The 20,357-nt window shown below is 36.1% G+C and carries 21 protein-coding genes; 18 read left to right on the plus strand and 3 right to left on the minus strand.

Features of this window, described 5'->3' with window-relative positions; genetic code table 11:
• Nucleotides 1-32 precede the first annotated feature (32 nt).
• Nucleotides 33-1,250, minus strand: a complete 1,218-nt coding sequence (locus ACYQ1I_RS00655) for a MalY/PatB family protein (protein WP_459761644.1) — start codon at nucleotides 1,248-1,250, stop codon at nucleotides 33-35.
• Nucleotides 1,251-1,540: 290 nt separating this feature from the next.
• Here ACYQ1I_RS00655 and ACYQ1I_RS00660 point away from each other — a divergent pair, with 290 nt between their 5' ends.
• The 6 genes from ACYQ1I_RS00660 (at nucleotide 1,541) to ACYQ1I_RS00685 (ending at nucleotide 6,737) form a co-directional block, all read left to right on the plus strand.
• The gene (locus ACYQ1I_RS00660; RefSeq protein WP_459761645.1) at nucleotides 1,541-2,248 is read left to right on the plus strand and encodes a helix-turn-helix domain-containing protein; all 708 of its coding nucleotides are present in this window, start codon (nucleotides 1,541-1,543) and stop codon (nucleotides 2,246-2,248) included.
• A gap of 101 nt (nucleotides 2,249-2,349) precedes the next feature.
• Nucleotides 2,350-2,526: a hypothetical protein gene (locus ACYQ1I_RS00665; protein WP_459761646.1), complete on the plus strand. Its 177-nt coding sequence runs from the start codon at nucleotides 2,350-2,352 to the stop codon at nucleotides 2,524-2,526.
• Nucleotides 2,527-2,665: 139 nt separating this feature from the next.
• Nucleotides 2,666-2,980 carry a PadR family transcriptional regulator gene (locus ACYQ1I_RS00670; protein WP_459761647.1) on the plus strand — a complete coding sequence of 105 codons (315 nt, stop codon included), beginning with the start codon at nucleotides 2,666-2,668 and terminating at the stop codon, nucleotides 2,978-2,980.
• Nucleotides 2,981-2,992: 12 nt separating this feature from the next.
• Nucleotides 2,993-3,628 carry a hypothetical protein gene (locus tag ACYQ1I_RS00675; protein ID WP_459761648.1) on the plus strand — a complete coding sequence of 212 codons (636 nt, stop codon included), beginning with the start codon at nucleotides 2,993-2,995 and terminating at the stop codon, nucleotides 3,626-3,628.
• Nucleotides 3,629-3,907: 279 nt separating this feature from the next.
• Nucleotides 3,908-5,608 (plus strand): M20/M25/M40 family metallo-hydrolase, encoded by a 1,701-nt coding sequence (locus ACYQ1I_RS00680; RefSeq protein WP_459761649.1) that lies wholly within the window; start codon nucleotides 3,908-3,910, stop codon nucleotides 5,606-5,608.
• A gap of 265 nt (nucleotides 5,609-5,873) precedes the next feature.
• Entirely contained in the window at nucleotides 5,874-6,737 is an 864-nt protein-coding gene (locus ACYQ1I_RS00685) for an AraC family transcriptional regulator (RefSeq protein WP_459761650.1), read from the plus strand.
• A 233-nt stretch (nucleotides 6,738-6,970) separates the two neighbouring features.
• Here ACYQ1I_RS00685 and ACYQ1I_RS00690 read toward each other — a convergent pair whose 3' ends face one another.
• The gene (locus ACYQ1I_RS00690; RefSeq protein ID WP_459761651.1) at nucleotides 6,971-7,414 is read right to left on the minus strand and encodes a hypothetical protein; all 444 of its coding nucleotides are present in this window, start codon (nucleotides 7,412-7,414) and stop codon (nucleotides 6,971-6,973) included.
• 228 nt (nucleotides 7,415-7,642) lie between these two features.
• Here ACYQ1I_RS00690 and ACYQ1I_RS00695 point away from each other — a divergent pair, with 228 nt between their 5' ends.
• The 4 genes from ACYQ1I_RS00695 to ACYQ1I_RS00710 all read left to right on the plus strand — a co-directional run bounded on the left by ACYQ1I_RS00695 (nucleotide 7,643) and on the right by ACYQ1I_RS00710 (nucleotide 9,698).
• Nucleotides 7,643-8,008: an ion channel gene (locus ACYQ1I_RS00695; protein WP_459761652.1), complete on the plus strand. Its 366-nt coding sequence runs from the start codon at nucleotides 7,643-7,645 to the stop codon at nucleotides 8,006-8,008.
• Nucleotides 8,009-8,326: 318 nt separating this feature from the next.
• Nucleotides 8,327-8,659: a PadR family transcriptional regulator gene (locus tag ACYQ1I_RS00700; RefSeq protein WP_459761653.1), complete on the plus strand. Its 333-nt coding sequence runs from the start codon at nucleotides 8,327-8,329 to the stop codon at nucleotides 8,657-8,659.
• The gene (locus ACYQ1I_RS00705) at nucleotides 8,652-9,158 is read left to right on the plus strand and encodes a DUF2812 domain-containing protein (RefSeq protein ID WP_459761654.1); all 507 of its coding nucleotides are present in this window, start codon (nucleotides 8,652-8,654) and stop codon (nucleotides 9,156-9,158) included. The genes ACYQ1I_RS00700 and ACYQ1I_RS00705 overlap by 8 nt, the downstream gene beginning before the upstream one ends.
• A 114-nt stretch (nucleotides 9,159-9,272) precedes the next feature.
• Nucleotides 9,273-9,698, plus strand: coding sequence for a DUF2935 domain-containing protein (locus tag ACYQ1I_RS00710; RefSeq protein WP_459761655.1), 426 nt, complete (start codon nucleotides 9,273-9,275; stop codon nucleotides 9,696-9,698).
• A 177-nt stretch (nucleotides 9,699-9,875) separates the two neighbouring features.
• Here the strand turns inward: ACYQ1I_RS00710 and ACYQ1I_RS00715 are convergent, their stop codons facing one another.
• The gene (locus tag ACYQ1I_RS00715) at nucleotides 9,876-10,796 is read right to left on the minus strand and encodes a PadR family transcriptional regulator (RefSeq protein ID WP_459761656.1); all 921 of its coding nucleotides are present in this window, start codon (nucleotides 10,794-10,796) and stop codon (nucleotides 9,876-9,878) included.
• Nucleotides 10,797-11,091: 295 nt separating this feature from the next.
• Between ACYQ1I_RS00715 and ACYQ1I_RS00720 the strand changes: the two genes are divergently transcribed.
• From ACYQ1I_RS00720 to dnaG, 8 genes are all read left to right on the plus strand, one after another.
• Nucleotides 11,092-11,715, plus strand: a complete 624-nt coding sequence (locus ACYQ1I_RS00720) for a TetR/AcrR family transcriptional regulator (protein WP_459761657.1) — start codon at nucleotides 11,092-11,094, stop codon at nucleotides 11,713-11,715.
• A 15-nt stretch (nucleotides 11,716-11,730) separates the two neighbouring features.
• The gene (locus ACYQ1I_RS00725; RefSeq protein WP_459761658.1) at nucleotides 11,731-12,633 is read left to right on the plus strand and encodes an ABC transporter ATP-binding protein; all 903 of its coding nucleotides are present in this window, start codon (nucleotides 11,731-11,733) and stop codon (nucleotides 12,631-12,633) included.
• A 1-nt stretch (nucleotide 12,634) separates the two neighbouring features.
• Nucleotides 12,635-14,233 carry an ABC transporter permease gene (locus ACYQ1I_RS00730; protein WP_459761659.1) on the plus strand — a complete coding sequence of 533 codons (1,599 nt, stop codon included), beginning with the start codon at nucleotides 12,635-12,637 and terminating at the stop codon, nucleotides 14,231-14,233.
• Nucleotides 14,234-14,493: 260 nt separating this feature from the next.
• On the plus strand, nucleotides 14,494-14,655 hold the full coding sequence (locus ACYQ1I_RS00735) for a glycine zipper domain-containing protein (RefSeq protein ID WP_459761660.1): 162 nt from the start codon (nucleotides 14,494-14,496) through the stop codon (nucleotides 14,653-14,655).
• Between the two features lie 496 nt (nucleotides 14,656-15,151).
• Nucleotides 15,152-16,438, plus strand: coding sequence for an IS30 family transposase (locus ACYQ1I_RS00740; protein ID WP_459761661.1), 1,287 nt, complete (start codon nucleotides 15,152-15,154; stop codon nucleotides 16,436-16,438).
• Nucleotides 16,439-16,871: 433 nt separating this feature from the next.
• A complete protein-coding gene (locus ACYQ1I_RS00745; RefSeq protein WP_459761662.1) occupies nucleotides 16,872-17,903 on the plus strand; it encodes a deoxyguanosinetriphosphate triphosphohydrolase in 1,032 nt (343 codons plus the stop codon).
• Between the two features lie 99 nt (nucleotides 17,904-18,002).
• Nucleotides 18,003-18,461: a YaiI/YqxD family protein gene (locus ACYQ1I_RS00750; protein WP_459761663.1), complete on the plus strand. Its 459-nt coding sequence runs from the start codon at nucleotides 18,003-18,005 to the stop codon at nucleotides 18,459-18,461.
• Nucleotides 18,462-18,527: 66 nt separating this feature from the next.
• The gene (gene dnaG / locus ACYQ1I_RS00755) at nucleotides 18,528-20,336 is read left to right on the plus strand and encodes a DNA primase (RefSeq protein WP_459761664.1); all 1,809 of its coding nucleotides are present in this window, start codon (nucleotides 18,528-18,530) and stop codon (nucleotides 20,334-20,336) included.
• Nucleotides 20,337-20,357: the final 21 nt, after the last annotated feature.

Raw genomic sequence — 20,357 nt, forward strand, 5'->3', positions numbered from 1 at the left:
AAATCTCCCCATGGGGCATAAGCTGGTGCAACTTAAACCCCTGTGAATTTTTCATTATGCTTTGTATTGACTGCCTCACATATTCGTTTCAAACCTTCTACCAGCACAGACTTTGGACATGCCAGGTTTAATCGGATAAAACCATCAGAATTCTGAACGAACATATCTCCACCCTCAAGTAGAACCCCTGCTCTATATGCAAAAAACAAAGGCAAATTCTCATCCTTCTCAAAATAAGTACTTAAATCCACCCATGCAAGATAAGTGGCTTCAGATACTCTAAATTTTGAATTTGGTAAATTTTGAGAAAGATACTCTTGTGTGAATCTAAAATTTTCATCCAGATAAGCTCGTAAATCCTCAAGCCATATTTCTCCATTTTCATATGCTGCCTGTGCAGCCGCAATACTCAGAGGATTATCAAAATTATAATGTCTATTAAGCCATATTTCTCTAAGACTTTCTTCACGAATAATAATATGTGAAAGCATCAGGCCAGCTATATTAAATGTCTTGCTAGGTGCCATGCATGTAATCAGTTTTTTATAATCTGGCATAATCTTCCCTAGGGGAATGTGTACTTGATTAAGGCGAATTAAGTCGCAATGGATTTCATCAGTAATAACCCAAAGCTGATGCTTTTCTATAATTCTTCCGATTTTCTTCAGATCATCCTCTTTCCACACACGCCCGGTAGGATTGTGAGGATTGCAAAGGATAAAGAGTGTTGTTTTATCATCTGCAGCTTTTCTTTCCAAGTCCTCGAAATCTATTGTATAATATCCATCCTCATTAATTAGATTTGAGCATACACACTCTCTATGATTAAAATCAGCCGCATACTTGAAATATGCGTAGGACGGAGTTAAAAACAGAACTTTTTCATCCTCTTTACAAATATAATCTACTAACTCAAACAATGCCGGTATAATACCATTTGACATAACTAGCTCCTTTTTATCAAATGTCCATCCATAACGTTTCATACACCAATTCGCAAAGGCCTCATAATAGCTGTTTTCGAATACTCTGGTATATCCGAAAATACGTTTTTCCAAACGTTTTTTAATACCATCGATTACAACATCTGGTGTTGCAAATTCCATATCTGCAACCCACATCCTTATAAATTCTTCATCTTTATAAGGAAATGTCATTGTCTCATCTGCATTGAAAATATAATTGCGGAACCCATCCGTATTCATAGCATTTGTATGTCTACGGTCAATAATTTCGTCGAAATTATACATGTTTTTATCACTCCTGTTCATTACTTAAAAACCTTATATTTTATCTGTACTTACGTAATTAAATGACATTCATTCGTAAGTCATTCTACCGCATAACTCATTTTAACAATCAAAATTTTTACAGTCAAAAGGGTTGAAGTTTCTTGTAAGTGGATTTTTTTTATGATTTTTCTATTTAAAATAGATTTTTTTCTTCTCCTATGTTAAAATCCTTGTATACAGTAAAAACTATCCAAATCTCGAACTTTTGTGTATTTATACGAAACTTTTAAATAAAGGTGGGAAAAATGATGTCTGAGATTAATATACAGATTGGCAAGCAAATTAGGACTTTTAGAAGAATGAGAAAATTAACATTGGATCAATTATCCAATGTGCTTTACAAAAGTAAATCTACAATCTCCAAATATGAAAGAGGAGAAATCTCCGTTGATATAGCAACACTATATGAAATTGCTGATGCTCTGCAAATTCATGTTGAACAATTGCTCTATTGTCCACCGAAACGTACTGTTATCTCTTCTCAGAATAATAATCCTGCCTTTTTCAGTGGGGCATCGCAATTCTACTCCTATCTTTATGATGGACGAAGCAACAATATTATACGTTGTGTATTCGATGTACTCTCTGAAACAGAAAATCATCAATATAAAATTATGATGTATATGAACTATAAAGATTTTGCAAACTATCAGAACTGTGAAAATACTTATTGGGGATTTATTGAACATTATGATGCACTTACCCATATCTCCCTTAATAACAAGGACACACCTATGGAAAAGGCCAGTATTCAGATACTTGCCTCATATTTGGATTCTGACACAAAATGGGGACTGTTTAACGGATTTTCATCTAGGCCAATGATGCCTATTGCCACTAAAATGCTGTTATCAAAAACTCGTTTGATAGAAGATTCTGCTCTGATTAATCAACTCAAAGTATCTAAAGATGACGTACGATTGTTGAAATTATACAATATGCTATCTGTAACCTAAAGAGGAGCGTTATTATTAACTGGCCTTGTCAAATAGACAGATTAAACATAAAAGCTTTTGTATCTCCAACCATTTCTAAATGGTTGGAGATATTTTTTTCTATGGGAACAATCAGCATTGGATTGCAGGAAGTAATCCATAATAGTAAAAAAGGTGATGGGTCTATTTTGATAGCACTGAAGGTTATGGCGATTGCCCAAAAAGATTTGTATGCCAAGGGTAATCATGATATTTTCTTGCGGTGCGATTATAGCAAATTGGGTTTAAGGATGTATTAGATAATTTACTTAAAGACTTAAATAAGAAGAGAAAAAGAAACTCATAAAAAATATGTACTTTACATTATTGAGTAGTTGTGATAATCTAATAATAATTAAGTACATAATAATATTATGTACTCTTAAGGGTGGTGATATTTTGAATAAGGAAATGTTAAAGGGTACTATTGACATACTTATTTTAAGTGTATTAAGTAATGGTGATAATTATGGTTATGAAATATCAAGAATAATAAAAATGAAAACGGAGGGTGCCTTTGAAATACTGGAGGCTACCATGTATCTGGCGCTAAAAAGGCTGGAAAGTCAAAAAGCTATTGAGTTTTATTGGGGAGATGAATCCGGTGGTGGCCGTAGGAAATATTTCAAGATAACCGAACTAGGAAAAAAGCAGTTGTCTCAGTTAATTAATGACTGGAAAGAAACAGTCCAGATAGTTGGAAAATTTATTTAGGAGGTTATATTTATGAAATTATGGATAAAAAAGATATTCAACCTATCAGATATTCGATACCTATGGTTATTGCTACTTTCCATGATACTATTTGTGCTTTCGCTTTATAATAATAAAGTTAACCCTGATATTAATATAGGATTTGAAATTATAACATATGGAACTGCTATAGGGAGTGCATTCGTATGGAGCGTTTTAAACTATGTAGACCACATTAAGGTGAATGCGATTTACAGAAAGAGTGATAATATAGATTCGTACGTTAACAGCTTAATAATGAAGAAAGATGAGAAGGAGGATCTAAAACAGTATTTAAATGACTTTGTAAAAGATTTAGAAGCAAACGGCAAAACAAAAGATGAAGCAGTAAGAACGGCTATAAGTCAATTTCAAGTAAATGAGTTTACTTCACTTTCCAAAAATACTGGAATATTTGAGTTGCCTAGCCATTACTATCTTATCGGGTATGTGATGATTTTCGTTCTTACAATAATACTAATTCAAGTTATGATAAGCATTGGCTTAGGGGGAAGGTTTTGGTTATTTGCAATTAACTTTATGTTAGGATTGTACTCATTAGCTTTTTTAGGCTTATTACTATTATACAAACTGATAGATACCTTGGTTGCTAGGAAAATTACTCAATAATTGTTAACTGTAATTAAGTATATGTTTTACAAAATTATTATACTGTAGATAAGGAGCCGAGCAAAATGAAGAACTTTTCAAAGCAAAGCTCCCTAGAATATAGAAAGGCATTTTTTTAGGTTAATACCTAATTATATTAAGTAGGTAATGTTATTGAGTTAGGGCTTAACTGCTTTAATATCCGGATATGATTTTATAAAGAAAAGATTTACAGTGAACGTGAGCAACTGATAGATATTAGAAAATAAAACAATAAATATAAGGGGGAAGCAAAAAGTTATGAAAGGTCATACAAAATATATTATTACGTTCAGTATAGTTTTGGCTATAGGAGTTTTTCTGGGGTTCCATACATTATCAACTCCTAAGGTATATACTGGTGCTGATAAAAGTAGATTTTCAGCTATAAATGCAGCAGAACATTTAGAAGTTATTGCAAAGGAACCTCACTCAATTATTGATGTAGAAGCCCATGAGAAGATATATCAATATCTTTATGATGAGCTGGAAAAAATGGGATTAAATCCTGTAACTTCAGAATATGACGTTGAAAGAAAGAGTAATACCTTTCCTGGTTATAAAATCAAAAATATTCATGGAAGAATAGAAGGTAAATCAGATGATGCAATTTTGTTGGTTGCTCACTATGATTCTGCCTATGGATGGGATTATAAAAATAAAAGCCCACAAAAGGGAGTATCGTATGGTGCCGGAGATGATGGATATGGTGTTGTTACAATACTTGAAACAATAAGGGCTATAAAAGCTCATAGTATTCCACTGGAAAACGATATACAAATTTTGTTTACTGATTCTGAAGAAGCAGATTTAGATGGAGCTGTAAATGAACTTGAAAAAAATGTTGAAGCGTTTAAAAATGTTAAATTTGTTGTCAATATTGAAGCTAGAGGTATCAAAGGACCTGTTATAATGTTTGAAACTGGAGATAAAAACTCTGCTTTAATAAAATATTTTATTGAAAATGCAAAATATCCATTTGCTTTTTCATTTGCAACTGACATCTATAGAAACATGCCAAATGGAAGCGATTTTTCAGTATTTCTTAAGTACAAATTCAATGGTTTAAACTTCGCTGTTGTTGATAGTCTTGACTATTATCATACGAATCAAGATAGTTATGAAAATATTGATTTAAGTTCAATCCAGCATTATGGGGAGCAAATTTTTAACATTGCCAGAAGTTTCGCTTTTACCCCTAAGGACAAGTTATTAGATTTTGAATCAACAACAAATGAAATATTCTTTAATATATCCCCAAGTATGGTGGTAAGATATAGTGAAAACACTGCAAGCGTACTACTTGTTGTTGTAGTAATCAGTTTTATAGCCCTAACAATTTTAGCATATAAAAAAGAAAAACTTAATATTAGAAAAATCATTTTAAATACAATAACAACTTCTTTAACAATAATAGTGCTTGCTATATTGGCAACATTAATTTCTTATATTTTATCTAAGATTAATGGACTGAAATTCAATTTAATATACCTACCAAACATTCCTCATGCTAACTTGTTATACTTAGCAATTATGGTGGGAGCGATATTTGTTTTTGGCTTTGCAAGTAACAAATTCAAAGGAAAGGATAATAGCGAAGTGGAGTTTCTGCTGGCAGGAATAGCTTTGAATCTAATTATGGCTATACTTACAAGTATATACCTTGAAGGGGCGGCATATGTTTTCGTACTTCCCGTAGCATTTTCAATTCTATTTTGCTTTGTTCAGTTACTAGTAAAAAATGATATTCTTAAGTTCATAGCTATGATACCAGGTGTTTTTATGATATTTGTTTTATATATCCCAATTTTATATCTTCTTAACTTCGGTTTGACCATAGGTTCTGTTGGCATAGGTGTATTGTTGAATCTATTTGGATGGTCATTAATAATCCCTGCTTTTACAATGGGAATGGAAGGTAGTAATATGGATAAACAAGTACTTTCAAAGGAAACCATGTAGTTCCCATTGATTAGTAATTAGATTTTTAGTTGGGTTTTAAATATAAAATTATTTTACAAGTCTTTCAACAAAGACACTTAACGCCATTAATATTATGAAAATAAAGGGGTATTGTAACTTAAGTTCATTCAAGCTTTTGTACAATACCCAATTTATTGACTTAATTTTAATTGTAGTATATAGCAATACGATATTATTTGTGTAAAAAAGGTCGAGCATCGTTAAAATAGCTTTGATATTATGTAGATAAGAAAGGAGGGAGATGATGTTAAAGGAATTAAATCATGTGATTGACTATATTGAAGATCATTTAACCGATGATCTGTCACTTGAAATGATTTCTAAATATGCTGGAGTTTCTGATTATCACTTTAGAAAGATATTTTTTTATCTTTCAGGCCTCACCCTTAGTGAATATATCAAAAACAGAAGATTGTCGGAAGCAAGTAAAGATTTATTACATGGAGAAAGGGTAACGGATGTGGCTTTAAAATATGGCTATCAGTCAATAGATGGCTTTACTCGAGCATTTAAAAAGTGGAGTGGCTTTTTACCCTCAGATGTAATAAAAAAAGGTATAAGTAAATCATTTCCCAAGCTTTCATTTATATTAACCGTCAAGGGAGGAAGTTCTATGGAATTTAGAATTGAGGATAAGCCAGCGTTTAATTTAGTTGGCGTGAGTAAACGTGTCCCAATGCAATTTGAAGGTGTTAATAACGAAATTGTTAAGCTTGCCCAAAGTATAACCGACGAACAAAAAGAAGAGATGCATTCTCTTCAAAATATTGAACCCTATGAAATTGTCAATGTTTCCTATGAGGCTGATGCAAATTTCTTAAAGGAAGAAGGATACTTGACTCATCTGATAGGAGTTTTAACAACTAAAAATCACGTTAGTGATTTACTAGAAAAGGTACCAGTTGATGCCTGTACTTGGGCCATATTTCCAAATGAAGGGCCCTTTCCTGCCACCTTGCAAAAAACAATGGCAAAGATATACTCAGAATGGCTTCCTTCATCTAATTACGAAGTAATTAATAGTCCTACCTTTTCATTTACTAAAATGAATGAAGATAAAAGGGACTATGCCTATAGTGAAGTATGGATTCCTGTTAAGAAGAAATAAAAGCACATAGGTATAGCGCCTATCGTCATTAAAAGTGTTTCAAATAAGCTCTGAAAATTTATAGGGTTTGTATTAAAAAGAAGTAAGGGTATTATTTCATAGTGATCTATGAGATAATACCCTTTTGATGTTTCTTTTCTCAATAAAATAATCGTTATTGTAAAGTTTCGGTCGAATTTGAGGAGTCAAAAACAAATAATGGGGGGATAGGTGCAGCTGTAGTAAAAGCTTTTTTATAATTTATCATACTTAGCTTTATGACTGAGATCATTTTTGGGGTTGAGAATCGCAAACCCAGCGATACTGGCGTATAGTGAAATTCCTAGTCCATATAAGCCTAGGGCTGAAATTAAGACGATAGGCTTGTGCTTTACTAGGACATATGATGTGCCAACTATTCCTATCAGCAGGGCTATAGTAAAGAGGAGCTTCAAGTCTAAAAATTTCTCAATGGTATTATATATTAAAATGAGGGCCACTATAAACAAAAGATCAATGTTTAATAGTAATTTAATAGCGGGTAACAGAGCAATGAAGTGGTTAGATATACCTAATGAGTATTTTATATATTCCACCAGTGCCGCCAGGTTCAATAAAGAGAATGCAAATAACCCTGTCAACCCTGTATAATTTATAAAATTAAAGGTGTTGGGTGCTGATTGAAAATGTTTTCTCATTTGTATTCCCTCCTAATTTTAGCAAAAGGTTGCATTTTACCACTATGAATTATGTACTTTATTATTAATATATTAGCTTGTCTATAAAAATATGATATGATTAAGATTTAAGAAAGAGAAGTCTGTTGAAAGCTACTATCAATTTTGCAGTTTTTTTTATCAAAATAAATCTTCCTTTATTCGCATATGATTTATCAAAGTATTGATAAAGGGAGGAATGTCTAATTTATGAGAAGAAGAACAGTTATCTTTTATAATATAATAATATTATTTGTTATCTCTATTATCATAGCTTCTTTTTTCGCTGTTATTTATATCGTTTTAGAGATTTTGGAGGTAGGTGTAATCGTTGACCACTATTCTTCTGTGGCCCATCAGGAAGAATTTAGAGATATTGTTACCCGCTCGATTTACTTTAGTTTTATAACACTATTTGCCGTTGGCTATGGGGATATGACGCCCTTTGGATTATCAAAAGGAGTTGCAATCATCCAAGCGTTTATTGGTTATATCTTTCAGTATATTATGATTATAAATTACCTAATTATAAACCCTAGAATCTTAAGGTATGTTCAAAAAAAGCTTAAAGCTTAATTAAATCAGATTAAGTAATTATAGAGGGCGATCTGGTATTTTTTTATGGTACAAACTTTGAACTTCAAATAATTTCGTTCGATTAAAATTGCAGATTATTGTAGAAACAGTCGTTTGCTAGAGAAAAATAAAAATATTGCCCCTTGAAAAACAAACCATCATTAGTTTTTTTCAGGGGGTTATTTTTTGAAGAAAAATAATTGTCCGGATTGATGTATTTTAAGAAAAAGACTAATTTACTTATTTTATTATTGATATATATATCCATGATTGATATAATAAATATATCAATGATGGATATAGGGAGGGGAATTATGGATGGCAAAGACAAGTCCATATGAAACGGGAGAACTGACAGATAGTATTTTTTTAATTCTTCTAACGATGCTTGAACCAATTCATGGTTATAGGATTATGCAGCAAATTATGGACATGACAGAGGGTACCGTTCAGATTGGTCCAGCAACCATGTATACAACCCTAAAGAAGCTAAAGAATGCCGGATGGATAGTGGATATTGGCGAAGAGGATGCCAAGATACGCTATGAAATTACAGAGGAAGGGCGAAGGATTCTTATTAAGAACTTGAATTATCGTAAGAACTTGATATCTCTTGCAGAAAAATGGTTAGGAGGGAAAGACAATGGCTAGATATAAAATGAGTGGTGGCTTGGCAATGACCCCTGAAAGTGACATGAAGCTTTTGAAAGACATGAGTAAAAAAGGATGGCACATGGTTGGGATGAAGGGTATTTTTTATCGCTTCGAAGAAGGAGAGCCGTGTGATTTTGATTATGCATTGAACATAGAGACGGAAATTAATGATGACATGCTTGCTTTTTATGAAGCAAGCGGTTGGAGTCCAGTGGTTATAGCCTCAGGATATCAGATTTTCAGAGCAAAGGCTGGCACAGCTCCGATTTTTAGTGATTTGGATTCACGTGAGGAGGTACTTCTGGTCAATTGGAAGCTGAGCGGTAAGTGGGCTAGTATTTTTGCCATTATGCTTGCTATATGGTTTATTACCACAAGGATAATTGATTTTGGCTTTTTTTCTGTGATTGTCATGGCGGCACTTATGGTTTGTTTTATTTTCACCTTGTTCCCATTTATAGGATTTAGCAGGTCTTTAATGAAATTGAAAAAATAATCTTTAATGTTTTAAGGGCAAAGAAAAAACAATCACTCTAATCTTTTCATTGCCATATATTAATGTAGGTAAGGGTTTTACCTAATAACCGGAATGATTGGAGGGGTGATTTTTATGCAATATTGTTACGGTGATAAAACTCCACTGAAGGTACTGGATGAAATAGAATTGTGGAAAAATCAAGAAAGTGAACATACTGTAGTGATTCGCCAGGTTGTCAAAAATTTGGAGGGAAATTTTGTAGAAGACCTGAAAAACTGGGAACAGGCGCTTTCCCAAGCAGAGGGAATGGCAGTCCGTTATATTCAAGCATTTATCAGCTCTAAGGGTATAATGAGTCCTGTATTACTGGAAAGCATCAAGCAATTTACCTTATTTGCACTGAATCAAAGTTTGAGCTTTGTAGGTTTCTTAAATCAGCTTACTGCAGAAAGCGAAGCAGTAAGGAATAATGATATAGCAGTGGTAGTAATTAATCATATCCGCCGGGAATCTGAATACTTAATAGGAATTATTAAGGGATCTCTTAGCTATTTTTAATAATATACGAGTTCTAAAATACAAGATGAAAATTGCCATATTGATGATTAAAGGTAAGGGCATTGTCTTTTAAGTTTTAAGAGACAATGCCCTGTTTTTTTATAGGGAGGGTGAAGAAAACTAGAATGATATAAATTCATTACTCTGTCTTTTTGGAATTGTTTACCTGGCTAGATTTTACTTTTGTAATAACCATTCTTCAGCTTCTTCTTTACTTCCATACATTCTAAAATGATTTCCTTTATTTGCTTCCAAGGCCATTTCTTTAAATCTGCCCTTTTGAATAAACTCCTGGGGAATAACAGCAGCTGCTTTTATATTGTAGTTTATGAGCTTTTGAATAATGGCACCCGCTACACCAGTCTTTAATTTAAAAAAGTCTTGCGATAAAACAGGATAATGGACCATAATCAGGTTTGTTCCGTGCTCCATGGATAAAGACACCAGGTCAAGGGCATCCTTCTCGGTGCTTAAGGGGGTGACGGCAGAAATCAGCTCTATATATTTGCTATTCACTACTTCTACAATTTGATAATTCATTTTTTCCTTCTCCTTTGCGTCCTGGTTTTCCATTAATCTTTGACGGACTTTGAGAATCCAGTTCAATTCATTACGATAGGTTGAAATTATGTTTTCTGAAATCAGTTCCCATATTAAGCCCTCTCGATGGCTTCTATCGGGAGAATGAAGTGCTCGGCGACTTTTTTCCTGCTGCATGACCAACTGAGCTTTAATTTCATTTTCATAATTTGTGAGCAGCTCATTAAGCTCCTGATCACTTAATATATCTGACCAGGCAAATTGCACTAAAAAGGCTTTTTTAATTTCAGGAGCCTCGGGGGATGACATAATCCATTTCTTTAATTCCTTAAGGCCTTCCTCTGTTATGGTATAGATTTTCTTAGAAGGTGAGCTGTCCTGATGGATCACTTCACTGGTAACAAGCTCATCATCCTGCAGCTGAAGAAGGGCTTTGTAAATCTGATTATTATTCCCCGACCAGTACATGAAGGTAGATTCCTCGAAAATCTTTTTCAATTCGTATCCTGTAGCTGGTTTCCAGCTTAGAATACCTAGTATTGCAAATTTAATGGACATTGATTACACCTCTCTTTTAATAATAACATATGTTAATAATAACATATGTTATTATTGTTGTCAAAACTATAAATAAATATTTTCGAATTTATTTATAATATTTAAAAAGTAAATATCAGTTTTAAATTATAGATCGTGTAGTAAATCATTAAGCAATAATTAAAAACTAAATATCATTTATATTCTTTTGAAAATATATGATCACCTATTGACCTATTAGATAAATAGGCATATAATATTATTGACCTAATAGGTAAATGAAATCAATTAATTGATTATAAGAAAGGGTTTTGTTATGTTTTCTAAATTTTTAAGTTTAGCACCTGAAAGGCGGAATAGTATTTTAAATGCGGCATTAAAGGAATTTGCCCGAAAAGGCTTTGATGAAGCTTCAACCAATGTAATTGCCAGGGAATCTGGTATTTCAAAGCCCCTAATGTTTCACTATGTCAATAATAAAAAGGATTTTTTTCTATTTCTTTATGACTATTGCCTGGAATTTTTGCAAACAGAGTATTTTAACAAGATTGATCTGAATGAAAAGGACATTTTTCAGCGCTTGAGACAGGCATGTCTACTTAAAATTCAGGTGATGCAAAAAAATCCATGGATTTTTGATTTTGTTAGAGTAGTTGTTTTGACGAATTCTGAGGAGGTTAAGTATGAACTGGAAAAAAGGCATAAGAAGATAGAAAGCTTTAGCTTTGAGCGATTTTATGGCGATATCGATACGTCACACTTTCGAAGTCATCTGGACATCGAAAAAGCTAAGCAATTAATTTATTGGGCTGTAGGTGGGTATGCAGGTCAAATACTAGAGCAGTTTAAAAACACCGATACACCAGAGTTTGATTTTGAACAAATACGAATCGAATTTGATGGCTATCTGGATGAGCTGAGAAAAACCTATTATAGTTGATTGGAGGGAGAAGTAATGAATGTTATTGAGGTGAGAAATCTTAAAAAGTTCTTTGGCAGGCAGGCGGCTTTACAAGGTCTAGATCTTACCGTGAAGCAAGGGGAGGTTTATGGTTTTATTGGCCCCAATGGTGCTGGAAAATCCACTACGATTCGTATCCTTTTGGGGCTGCTTCGTAAAGATGGTGGAGAAGCCAAGCTTTTGGGAGGTGATCCCTGGCATGATGCCGTTACACTTCATCGTCGTCTTGTCTATGTACCGGGAGACGTGACTCTGTGGCCCAACTTAACCGGTGGAGAAGTCATTGATTTTCTGGGACGTTTGCAGGGAAAGGTTGACTCTTCCCGCCGAAGGGAACTGCTTGACAGATTTCAGCTTAATCCCAAGAAAAAATGCCGCAGCTATTCCAAGGGAAATCGGCAAAAGGTAGCCCTTATATCAGCCTTTGCCTCCGATGCTGAGCTGCTGATTTTAGATGAGCCTACCAGCGGCCTTGACCCATTAATGGAATTAGTCTTTCAGGAATGTATCGCAGAAGTAAAGAAACAGGGAAAAACCGTTTTTCTATCTAGTCATATTCTTGCGGAGGTAGAAGCACTCTGTGATAGAGTCGGGATTATTCGCCAGGGGAAAATGGTTGAATGCGGTACCCTTGCCGAACTACGGCATTTAACCCGAACAACCGTTACCGTTGAGCTTGCAAAACCTGTAGACCTAAATCAGCTGCAAGGGGTCCACGATATATCACGAAGAGAAGAAAAGTGGCGATTTTCGGTGGATGCCAATGACATAGAGGCTGTGATGAATGCCCTTGCGCCAATGGGTATTAAGTCTCTGATGGCGGAGCCTCCCAAACTTGAGGAGCTGTTTATGCGTCACTACGGAGACAAGCTTGGGGGAAAGGAGGAGTTGAACTAACATGAAAGGAAATCATTTTACAGGTACAGGCAAGCTGCTTAAGCTTTATCTGCGTCGAGACAGAATGATTCTGCCTATATGGATATTGCTTGCCTTGATGGTGATTGCCGGACAGATGTCCTTTATCAAGGTGATGCCAGATTGGCAAGTGTTTATAGCTGAATTGTCCGAAAGTCCTCTTACCTCTACCTTACTTGGACCTGTTGTTCCCTTAAGCATGGAAGGAGCTATCCTGTGGCGAGGTCTTTTACAGGCTTCCATAACAGTTATGTTGGGAGCAGCACTTACAACGATACGTCATACCCGTTCAGAGGAGGCATCTGGAAGAAACGAATTGATTCTCGGAAGATCGGTAGGAAGATATGCTAATCTATCGGCAGCTCTGATCCTTTCCTGTGGAGGAAGTCTGCTGGCGGGCTTCTTGATTGCAATATTTTTGATGGGAAACGGCTTTGCAGGGGGTGGCTCCCTGCTGACGGGACTGACCCTTGTCGCTTCCGGATGTATCTTTGCCGGTGTAGGTGGATTATGCTCCCAGATTTTTGTTCATAGTGGCAGCGCAAGGGGAGCCGTATTTGGTGTATATGGATTAACCATGGTAGCTATGGTTGTAAATAATATGGGTGGCGGAGCTACCTATTGGGCATGGTTTGCCCCTGAAGCATGGTTCCGTATCACCGTTCCCTTTGGAGAAAATCAATTTTGGCCATTGCTGGCTTTTATCGTGCTTTCTGCTTTGCCGATGCTGCTTTCCTATATACTGCTGGGCCGTCGTGACATGGGTGCCGGGTTTATCAACCAGAAAGAAGGTTCGGCAGATGCCTCTCCTCGTCTTAAATCTCCCATGGCCCTTGCATGGCATCAGCGTAGAGGCAGTATTTTGGTTTGGGCAATTGGTATGGCTTGTCTTGGAGGAATGATGGGTATGGGTACTCCAAATATATCCGAAGCCATCAGTTCCACATTCGCCCATATGGATACTGAATGGGCAACTGCTATAGTAAAGTTAGGTAATCAGGAAGCTTTCATGGCAATTTTAATTTACATCTTAGGACTGATGGGCGGTTTATCCGTCTTTGCCATCACAACGGTACAAAGCATATGGCAGGAAGAAAAAGAACATTATGCCGAGATAATATTGTCAAAACCCGTAAGTCGGTTCAAATGGATGGGTAGCTATTTGGTGGTTGCTTTCGCAGGCAGTATGTTGATACTGCTTGTCCTCGGCTTGGCATCCGGCCTGGGATGGAGTATAGCTACAGGAGAATTAAGTCATTTTCCTCGTGTATTAGCAATGAGTCTGATCAAAATTCCTCCTGTCTGGATTTTTATTGGCATTACTGCCCTGTTTTATGGCTGGTTGCCACGCATTGCTTCAGCCCTCAGCTGGCTGATCTTAGGCGGGTTCATTCTCATCGAGATGCTCTGGGAGGTCGGAGTGGTGGGATGGGCCGTTCTGAAATTAACCCCCTTTGCCTATGCCCATTACAGTATTCCTGTCAACGAAGTATCAATTGTGCCGTTACTTATCTTAACGGCTATTACAGCGGCATTAACGTGGTTGGGGCTTATTGGTTTCGGACGTCGCAGTGTTTATTGAATAAAAATCGTTACCATATTTTGTACTATATAAAAGGAAAGTAATAATCGATGGTTTATAAAGGAAAAATATACCTCGAGGGTTTTTATTACAGCTTTTTGACTTGAAAAAGGTGATCAGGTATAATGATAATAACTATTCTTAAATTACTGAAGATATAAGTAGCTGCAGTTTCCAGTAGATGGTATTTGATTAATGAATTATAGGGTTGCTTCCTCGACAATGCTAGTAGGGAGCTAAACTTAGAGGATGGTGTTTTTATGAATCATAAAGATAATGCCCCTAAGAAAAGAGGTGGCGGCTTGGCAATTGGAATTGCATTGGGCTGTGTATTTGGTTTGCTTCTTAACAATATTGCAGTGGGAATTGGTGTTGGCGTTGCAATTGGAGCAGCTATGGAAGGAGCCAATAAAAGAAAATAGCCAACATAAATCTAGCCCTCATTTATTGAAAATATACTCATATTTTAATAATAGAAGGATCGTTTCATATATTTAACGGTCCTTTTAATGTTGAAAGGATTGGAAAGCTAATGCACGAAGAAACATATGCTAAATAATAGCAACCTGAAAGGGTAAGGCCGTGGTTGTAAGCGTATTATGGCCAGTGCCTATTTCCTTGATTTCCTGCTATAAAAATATTAAATGAGGGTATTAAGGTTATAAAATGATGCATTTATTAACTGTTTAACCAGCAGTTAGGTGCTGGAAGGGAAAAAAATAATATCTTAGCTTTAATTGCAAATCGAAATGCAACCCTTTCAATTGAAATTAAAATATATAAAGCGATAAAATGAATAAATTCCAGGTGGTTGCAATCTGGCTTACAAAAGATTGGTCTTGAACCAATCTTTTTATTTACAAACCTTTTCTCTGCCATATATTCTAAATGGGTTGGCGGCAAAAAGGAGAGTAAAATATGTCTAAGTTTTTTACATACGAAGAGAGGCTAACCCTTCAAAAATACCTAAAAGAGAGTGTATCATTTAAAGAAATTGCTCGGAGATTGCATAAGAATCCGACAACGATTTCCAGAGAAGTCCGTAAGCATCTTGCAGAAGTAGCCACTGGATATCCAGGGTTTCCATACAATGCTTGCAAAAACCGTATTAACTGTAGAAAGAAAAGGCTCTGCGGCAAGGAATGCTCGAGGCTTTCAGCAGCATACTGCAAACTCTGTCAAAAGTGTAACCACAACTGCCCTGACTTCATTGAGGAAATCTGTACTGCAAGATTTCGGGTACCTTACGTCTGCAATGGCTGCGAGCAGATCAGTAAGTGTACTTTGATGAAAAACCTCTACCATGCGGAGCATGCTCATGTTAAAGCTCATAAAATTATTTCTGAATCCCGTAGTGGTCTGTGTGTCAGCGAAGAAGAGATAGCCAGACTTAATGCAATTATCAGTCCGCTGGTGAAGCAGGGACAATCCATCCATCAGATTTATGTTACTCATCAAGATGAAATAATGTGTAGTGAAAAAACCATCTATAACTACATCGATGCCTGCTTGCTCGATGTGCGCAATATTGATTTACCCAGGAAAGTAAAGTTCCGCGAGCGATATAAAAAGCCGGAATTTAAAGTAGACAAGGGCTGCAGAATTGGTCGCAACTACGAGGCGTTCCAAAGCTTCATTGACGATAATCCTGATACTGCGATCGTCCAAATGGACACTGTAATTGGTTCCCAGGGTGGTAAGTGCCTACTAACAATACATTTCGTAGAAACTAATCTGATGCTTGCTTTCCTGAGGGAATCCAATACCTCTCAATCGGTAATTGATATATTTAATGACCTTGATCAACGGCTCGGACGTGAACCGTTTCGAAAACTGTTTCCTGTTATTCTTACGGACAATGGTAGTGAGTTTTCCAATCCCAAGGCTATTGAGTATGGGCCTGATTTGCGCACACGGATTTATTACTGCGATGCCGGTTGTCCTCACCAGAAGGGGGCTATTGAAGTCAATCATTGCCTGATTCGTAGAGTGCTTCCTAAAGGGACAAGCTTTAATCACCTAGTTCAGGAAGACATCACAACGATGATGAATCATATCAATTCCTACAAAAGAAAAAAGCTGAACAATCGTAGCCCATACGAAACGTTCAGCTTCTACCACGGAGAAGAGGTTTTGCATAAACTCGGATGTTCACCGGTTGCAGCCGATAACATCACGCTAAAACAAAGTCTTCTCAAAAAGTAACATTAGAAACTAAGTACTGCGCTGCCAACTATCCATGCTTAATCCATAAAACAGGGGTGGATTCTCCGATTACAAAAAAATCGAGAGGGAGTCGATCTCTGTTTGGCATGCCCATTTTAACCCATAATACACCAGATTTTTCGGAAAATCAAACTGCATTTGGGTTACAATAGTGGCTTTTTGTTTTCAAAACTGGCTTCTCGAGTACAAAAACTGCGTTTCGTTTACAAATATTCAGTTGTCGGTTTCAAATATTGCGTTTCACTTTACAAAATGGCATCTCGCCTTTCATTTAAGTAAATAATATCTTAGGTATAAAAGGTTAAAATTTGTTTAAATTAGGAAGTACAGAAAAAACCTTCGGTTAAAGGATTTTTTTACTCTATATCGTATATAAATAAGTAAGTAAGAAACCAATAAGTGAGGGAAAAGAATGAACGGCAAGCTGAGGGAAATAACAGAGGCCCTGGAAATGAAGCAGCTATCAAGGTATGCTCAAAAGAGCAGTCATTCCAGGGGACGAATTAAGGCTGAAACAGAGTGTCATATACGTACCCCATATCAGCGAGATAGAGACCGGATTATCCACTCAAAATCCTTTCGGGCATTAAAGGAAAAAACCCAGGTGTTTATCGTTAAGGATGATTTTTTCAGAACCCGTCTGAGTCATACCCTTGAGCTAAGTCAAATTGCCAGAACCGTAGCCAGGGCTTTAGCTTTGAATGAAGACCTGGTAGAGGCCATCGCCCTGGGGCACGATTTAGGACATACCTGCTTCGGGCATAGTGGTGAAGAGGAACTAAACCGGATAACAGGCCATTTTAAGCATAATGAACAGAGCTTAAGGGTAGTGGATATCTTGGAAAGGGAAGGTAAAGGATTGAATTTAACTATGGAGGTTCGAGACGGCATACTGAATCACACCGGTTCTACCCTGCCCTACACCCTGGAAGGAAGGCTGGTTAAGATCACTGATAGAATTACCTACTTGTGCCATGACATACAGGATTGTTTAAGTGCAGGTATATTAAAGGAATCAGAAATACCGCCTATCTGTCTTAAGGTTTTAGGCGATTCCCATAGTCAGCGAATTAATACCTTTGTCCTGGATCTGATTGAGGAAACCTCAAAGCAGCTTAAAGGGGGAAACGAACCAGGAATCTATCAAAGCAGACAGCTCCAAGAGATAACGGATGAATTAAGAAGCTTTATGTTTAGTAAGGTTTATTACGGGGAGCTTTGTGAAAAGGAGAAGGAAAAGGCTGTTTTTATTGTTTCTTCCCTTTACGACTATTATAGTAGACACCCCGAAGAGATTCCCAGGGAATATGCTTACTTGAAAGGGCAAGAATCAAAAAACCAAACTGTGACAGATTTTATTGCTTCTTTGACAGATACCTACGCCATTCGACTCTTTCAAGAAAAGTTTATTCCCTGGCCAAATGGCAGTTTCTGTGGCAGTTAATTCAATTTTCAGAATTGATTTTCTTTATAGGGATTGAAGGAATTAAGAAGATTTATGTCGAATAAACTTCACCATGTCTTAAAGAGGGATTGTTATGTAATGATGAAAATTATTGTTGATGCCGATGCTTGCCCGGTTAAATCAATTATTATTAATTGTGGAAATAAGTATAAAATAAAGGTCATTCTAGTCCATAGCACTAGTCACTATTCTCATTCAGAAGAAACTGTGGAACGAATTGTTGTCGATAATGAATACCAAGCAGCAGATATGGCGATCGTAAATGTTACAGAAGAAAATGATCTGGTTATTACTGCAGATATCGGCCTTGCAGCACTGGTGTTGGGAAAGGGGGCCTATGCCTTGAATCCCTGGGGGGAATTTTATCGGGCCGAACAGATTCAACAGATGCTGGAGGAACGATATTATCATTTGAAAGCCCTTAAGGAAAATAGGAAGATTAAAGGCCCTGCCGCGCGAAAGAAAAAGGATAATCAACATTTTCAGAAGACTTTGGTGGAATTTATCGAAAAACATTATGAAATAAAAAATTGTTAGAAGGAGTTTAACAATAAAAACAGAATTTATTAATGAATGAGAGGTAAGAAAAATTAGGTGGTAAGCATGGGAAGCATTCTTCCAGAGGAAATTATTGAAGAAATAAAGGAAAAAAATGAAATTACCGAAGTAATTTCTCAATACATTCAGATTAAAGCCATGGGGGCAAATTATAAGGCCCTCTGTCCCTTTCATAGTGAAAAAACACCTTCCTTCGTAATTAATGGTCAACGACAGTCATTTAAATGCTTTGGCTGTGGTGAGGGGGGAGATGTAATTCAATTCATTATGAAAATCGAGAACCTTGATTTTGTTGAGGCGATCAAACTATTGGCCCAAAGGGCAAATATCCCTTTAGAGAGGCTAAATGCAACAAATGAATTAAAAAAAGAGCTACAAAAGAAAATGCTTTATCACGAAATACACAATAAGGCAGGTAAGTTCTATTTTAATCAATTAACCAAACACAACAACCCGGCACTCAATTATCTTATCAAAAGGGGATTGTCAGCTAAAACAATTAAAGCCTTTGGTTTGGGGTATGCTTATAATAGCTGGAATGAATTATTCAGGTTTTTGACAGGAGCCGGCTACTCAACTGAGGATCTTCTAAAATGTGGGCTTATACTTCCCAATAAAGAAAAAACAGATTACTATGATCGTTTTCGAAATCGTATCATTTTTCCAATTTTTGATGTAAGAGGAAATGTAATTGGCTTTGGTGGAAGGGTCTTGGATCAATCCTTGCCTAAATATTTAAATTCTCCTGAAACTGAAATTTTTAATAAAAGTAATACAATCTATGGTCTAAATTTTGCACGAAGGCATATTGTGAATGAACAGCTGTTACTGGTGGAAGGATATATGGATGTAATTGCCCTTCATCAGCATGGTATAAAGAACGCCGTGGCTGCCCTGGGAACATCCTTTACAAAGGGACATGCGTCGATTTTAAAAAAATATTGCAAGGAATTAATTATTTGCTTTGATGGTGATGAGGCTGGTCAAAAGGCGGCTCTACGTAGTATTGACATTTTACAGGAGTCAGGTCTAAGCTCAAAAATGATTGAACTGCCCAATAAAATGGACCCAGATGATTATATTAATCAATATGGGAAATATCAATTTGAGGAACAAATCCAAAGGGCCATTAGTCCAATAGAGTATAAGATTAATTTAGCGAAAAGAAAATTTGATTTAAATCTTCCCGAGGGAAAAATAAAATTTGTGAAAGCCTTAGCCTTGGTGCTGAAGCAAATCAAGAGCCCGGTTGAAAGGGAGGTTTATATAGATAAAATTGAAAAGGAAACAGGTGTTTCTAAAGAGGCCCTTCAGCTTGAAATATATGGGCGCTCAATTGAAGGCTCCCAGGATGCGAAACAAAAGTATAGTTCTAGAAACAAAAGAGATAATAAATATATAGATGCTGTTCCTCTGGCTGAGCAAAAGGGTCATCTTATTGCCGAGCAACAGCTTATTAAAACGATGCTCACCAATGAAAAGGTGTTAGCACAGGTATTATCAAAAATAATGGTGGAGGATTTTTCTACGGAAGCCCATCAGAGAATTGTAGACCATATACTAAAGCGATATCACCAAGGGGCTGAAATTACACTTGAGGGGCTCGACCACTTAAAGAATGAAATAGATGAAATCTATAGTACAGATATTAATCATATAGATATAGATAAGACATTGGAAGCCTATGTAGATAATTTAAAGCGGTTTAAAAGTCTATATCAGCTAAAACTCTTAAGAGAAAAGCAAAATACTTTACTTCAGGATAAAAAATTAAATAAGGAAGAGGTTGAGAAGGAGTTGCTTAAAATAGGTTTGGAAATTATGAAAATTAATACAGAGCTTAAGAGGCGATAGCTTAAAAGGAAGGGAGGGGAC

Source organism: Alkaliphilus crotonatoxidans, from assembly GCF_054658015.1.

Coding starts and splice junctions, on each gene's coding strand:
- dnaG (WP_459761664.1), top strand. CDS start 18,528: ATGGGAAGCATTCTTCCAGAGGAAATTATTGAAGAAATAAAGGAAAAA.
- ACYQ1I_RS00750 (WP_459761663.1), top strand. CDS start 18,003: ATGATGAAAATTATTGTTGATGCCGATGCTTGCCCGGTTAAATCAATT.
- ACYQ1I_RS00655 (WP_459761644.1), bottom strand. CDS start 1,250: ATGTATAATTTCGACGAAATTATTGACCGTAGACATACAAATGCTATG.
- ACYQ1I_RS00740 (WP_459761661.1), top strand. CDS start 15,152: ATGTCTAAGTTTTTTACATACGAAGAGAGGCTAACCCTTCAAAAATAC.
- ACYQ1I_RS00720 (WP_459761657.1), top strand. CDS start 11,092: ATGTTTTCTAAATTTTTAAGTTTAGCACCTGAAAGGCGGAATAGTATT.
- ACYQ1I_RS00690 (WP_459761651.1), bottom strand. CDS start 7,414: ATGAGAAAACATTTTCAATCAGCACCCAACACCTTTAATTTTATAAAT.
- ACYQ1I_RS00715 (WP_459761656.1), bottom strand. CDS start 10,796: ATGTCCATTAAATTTGCAATACTAGGTATTCTAAGCTGGAAACCAGCT.
- ACYQ1I_RS00735 (WP_459761660.1), top strand. CDS start 14,494: ATGAATCATAAAGATAATGCCCCTAAGAAAAGAGGTGGCGGCTTGGCA.
- ACYQ1I_RS00700 (WP_459761653.1), top strand. CDS start 8,327: ATGGCAAAGACAAGTCCATATGAAACGGGAGAACTGACAGATAGTATT.
- ACYQ1I_RS00730 (WP_459761659.1), top strand. CDS start 12,635: ATGAAAGGAAATCATTTTACAGGTACAGGCAAGCTGCTTAAGCTTTAT.
- ACYQ1I_RS00680 (WP_459761649.1), top strand. CDS start 3,908: ATGAAAGGTCATACAAAATATATTATTACGTTCAGTATAGTTTTGGCT.
- ACYQ1I_RS00745 (WP_459761662.1), top strand. CDS start 16,872: ATGAACGGCAAGCTGAGGGAAATAACAGAGGCCCTGGAAATGAAGCAG.
- ACYQ1I_RS00665 (WP_459761646.1), top strand. CDS start 2,350: ATGGGAACAATCAGCATTGGATTGCAGGAAGTAATCCATAATAGTAAA.
- ACYQ1I_RS00710 (WP_459761655.1), top strand. CDS start 9,273: ATGCAATATTGTTACGGTGATAAAACTCCACTGAAGGTACTGGATGAA.
- ACYQ1I_RS00705 (WP_459761654.1), top strand. CDS start 8,652: ATGGCTAGATATAAAATGAGTGGTGGCTTGGCAATGACCCCTGAAAGT.
- ACYQ1I_RS00685 (WP_459761650.1), top strand. CDS start 5,874: ATGTTAAAGGAATTAAATCATGTGATTGACTATATTGAAGATCATTTA.
- ACYQ1I_RS00695 (WP_459761652.1), top strand. CDS start 7,643: ATGAGAAGAAGAACAGTTATCTTTTATAATATAATAATATTATTTGTT.
- ACYQ1I_RS00725 (WP_459761658.1), top strand. CDS start 11,731: ATGAATGTTATTGAGGTGAGAAATCTTAAAAAGTTCTTTGGCAGGCAG.
- ACYQ1I_RS00660 (WP_459761645.1), top strand. CDS start 1,541: ATGTCTGAGATTAATATACAGATTGGCAAGCAAATTAGGACTTTTAGA.
- ACYQ1I_RS00675 (WP_459761648.1), top strand. CDS start 2,993: ATGAAATTATGGATAAAAAAGATATTCAACCTATCAGATATTCGATAC.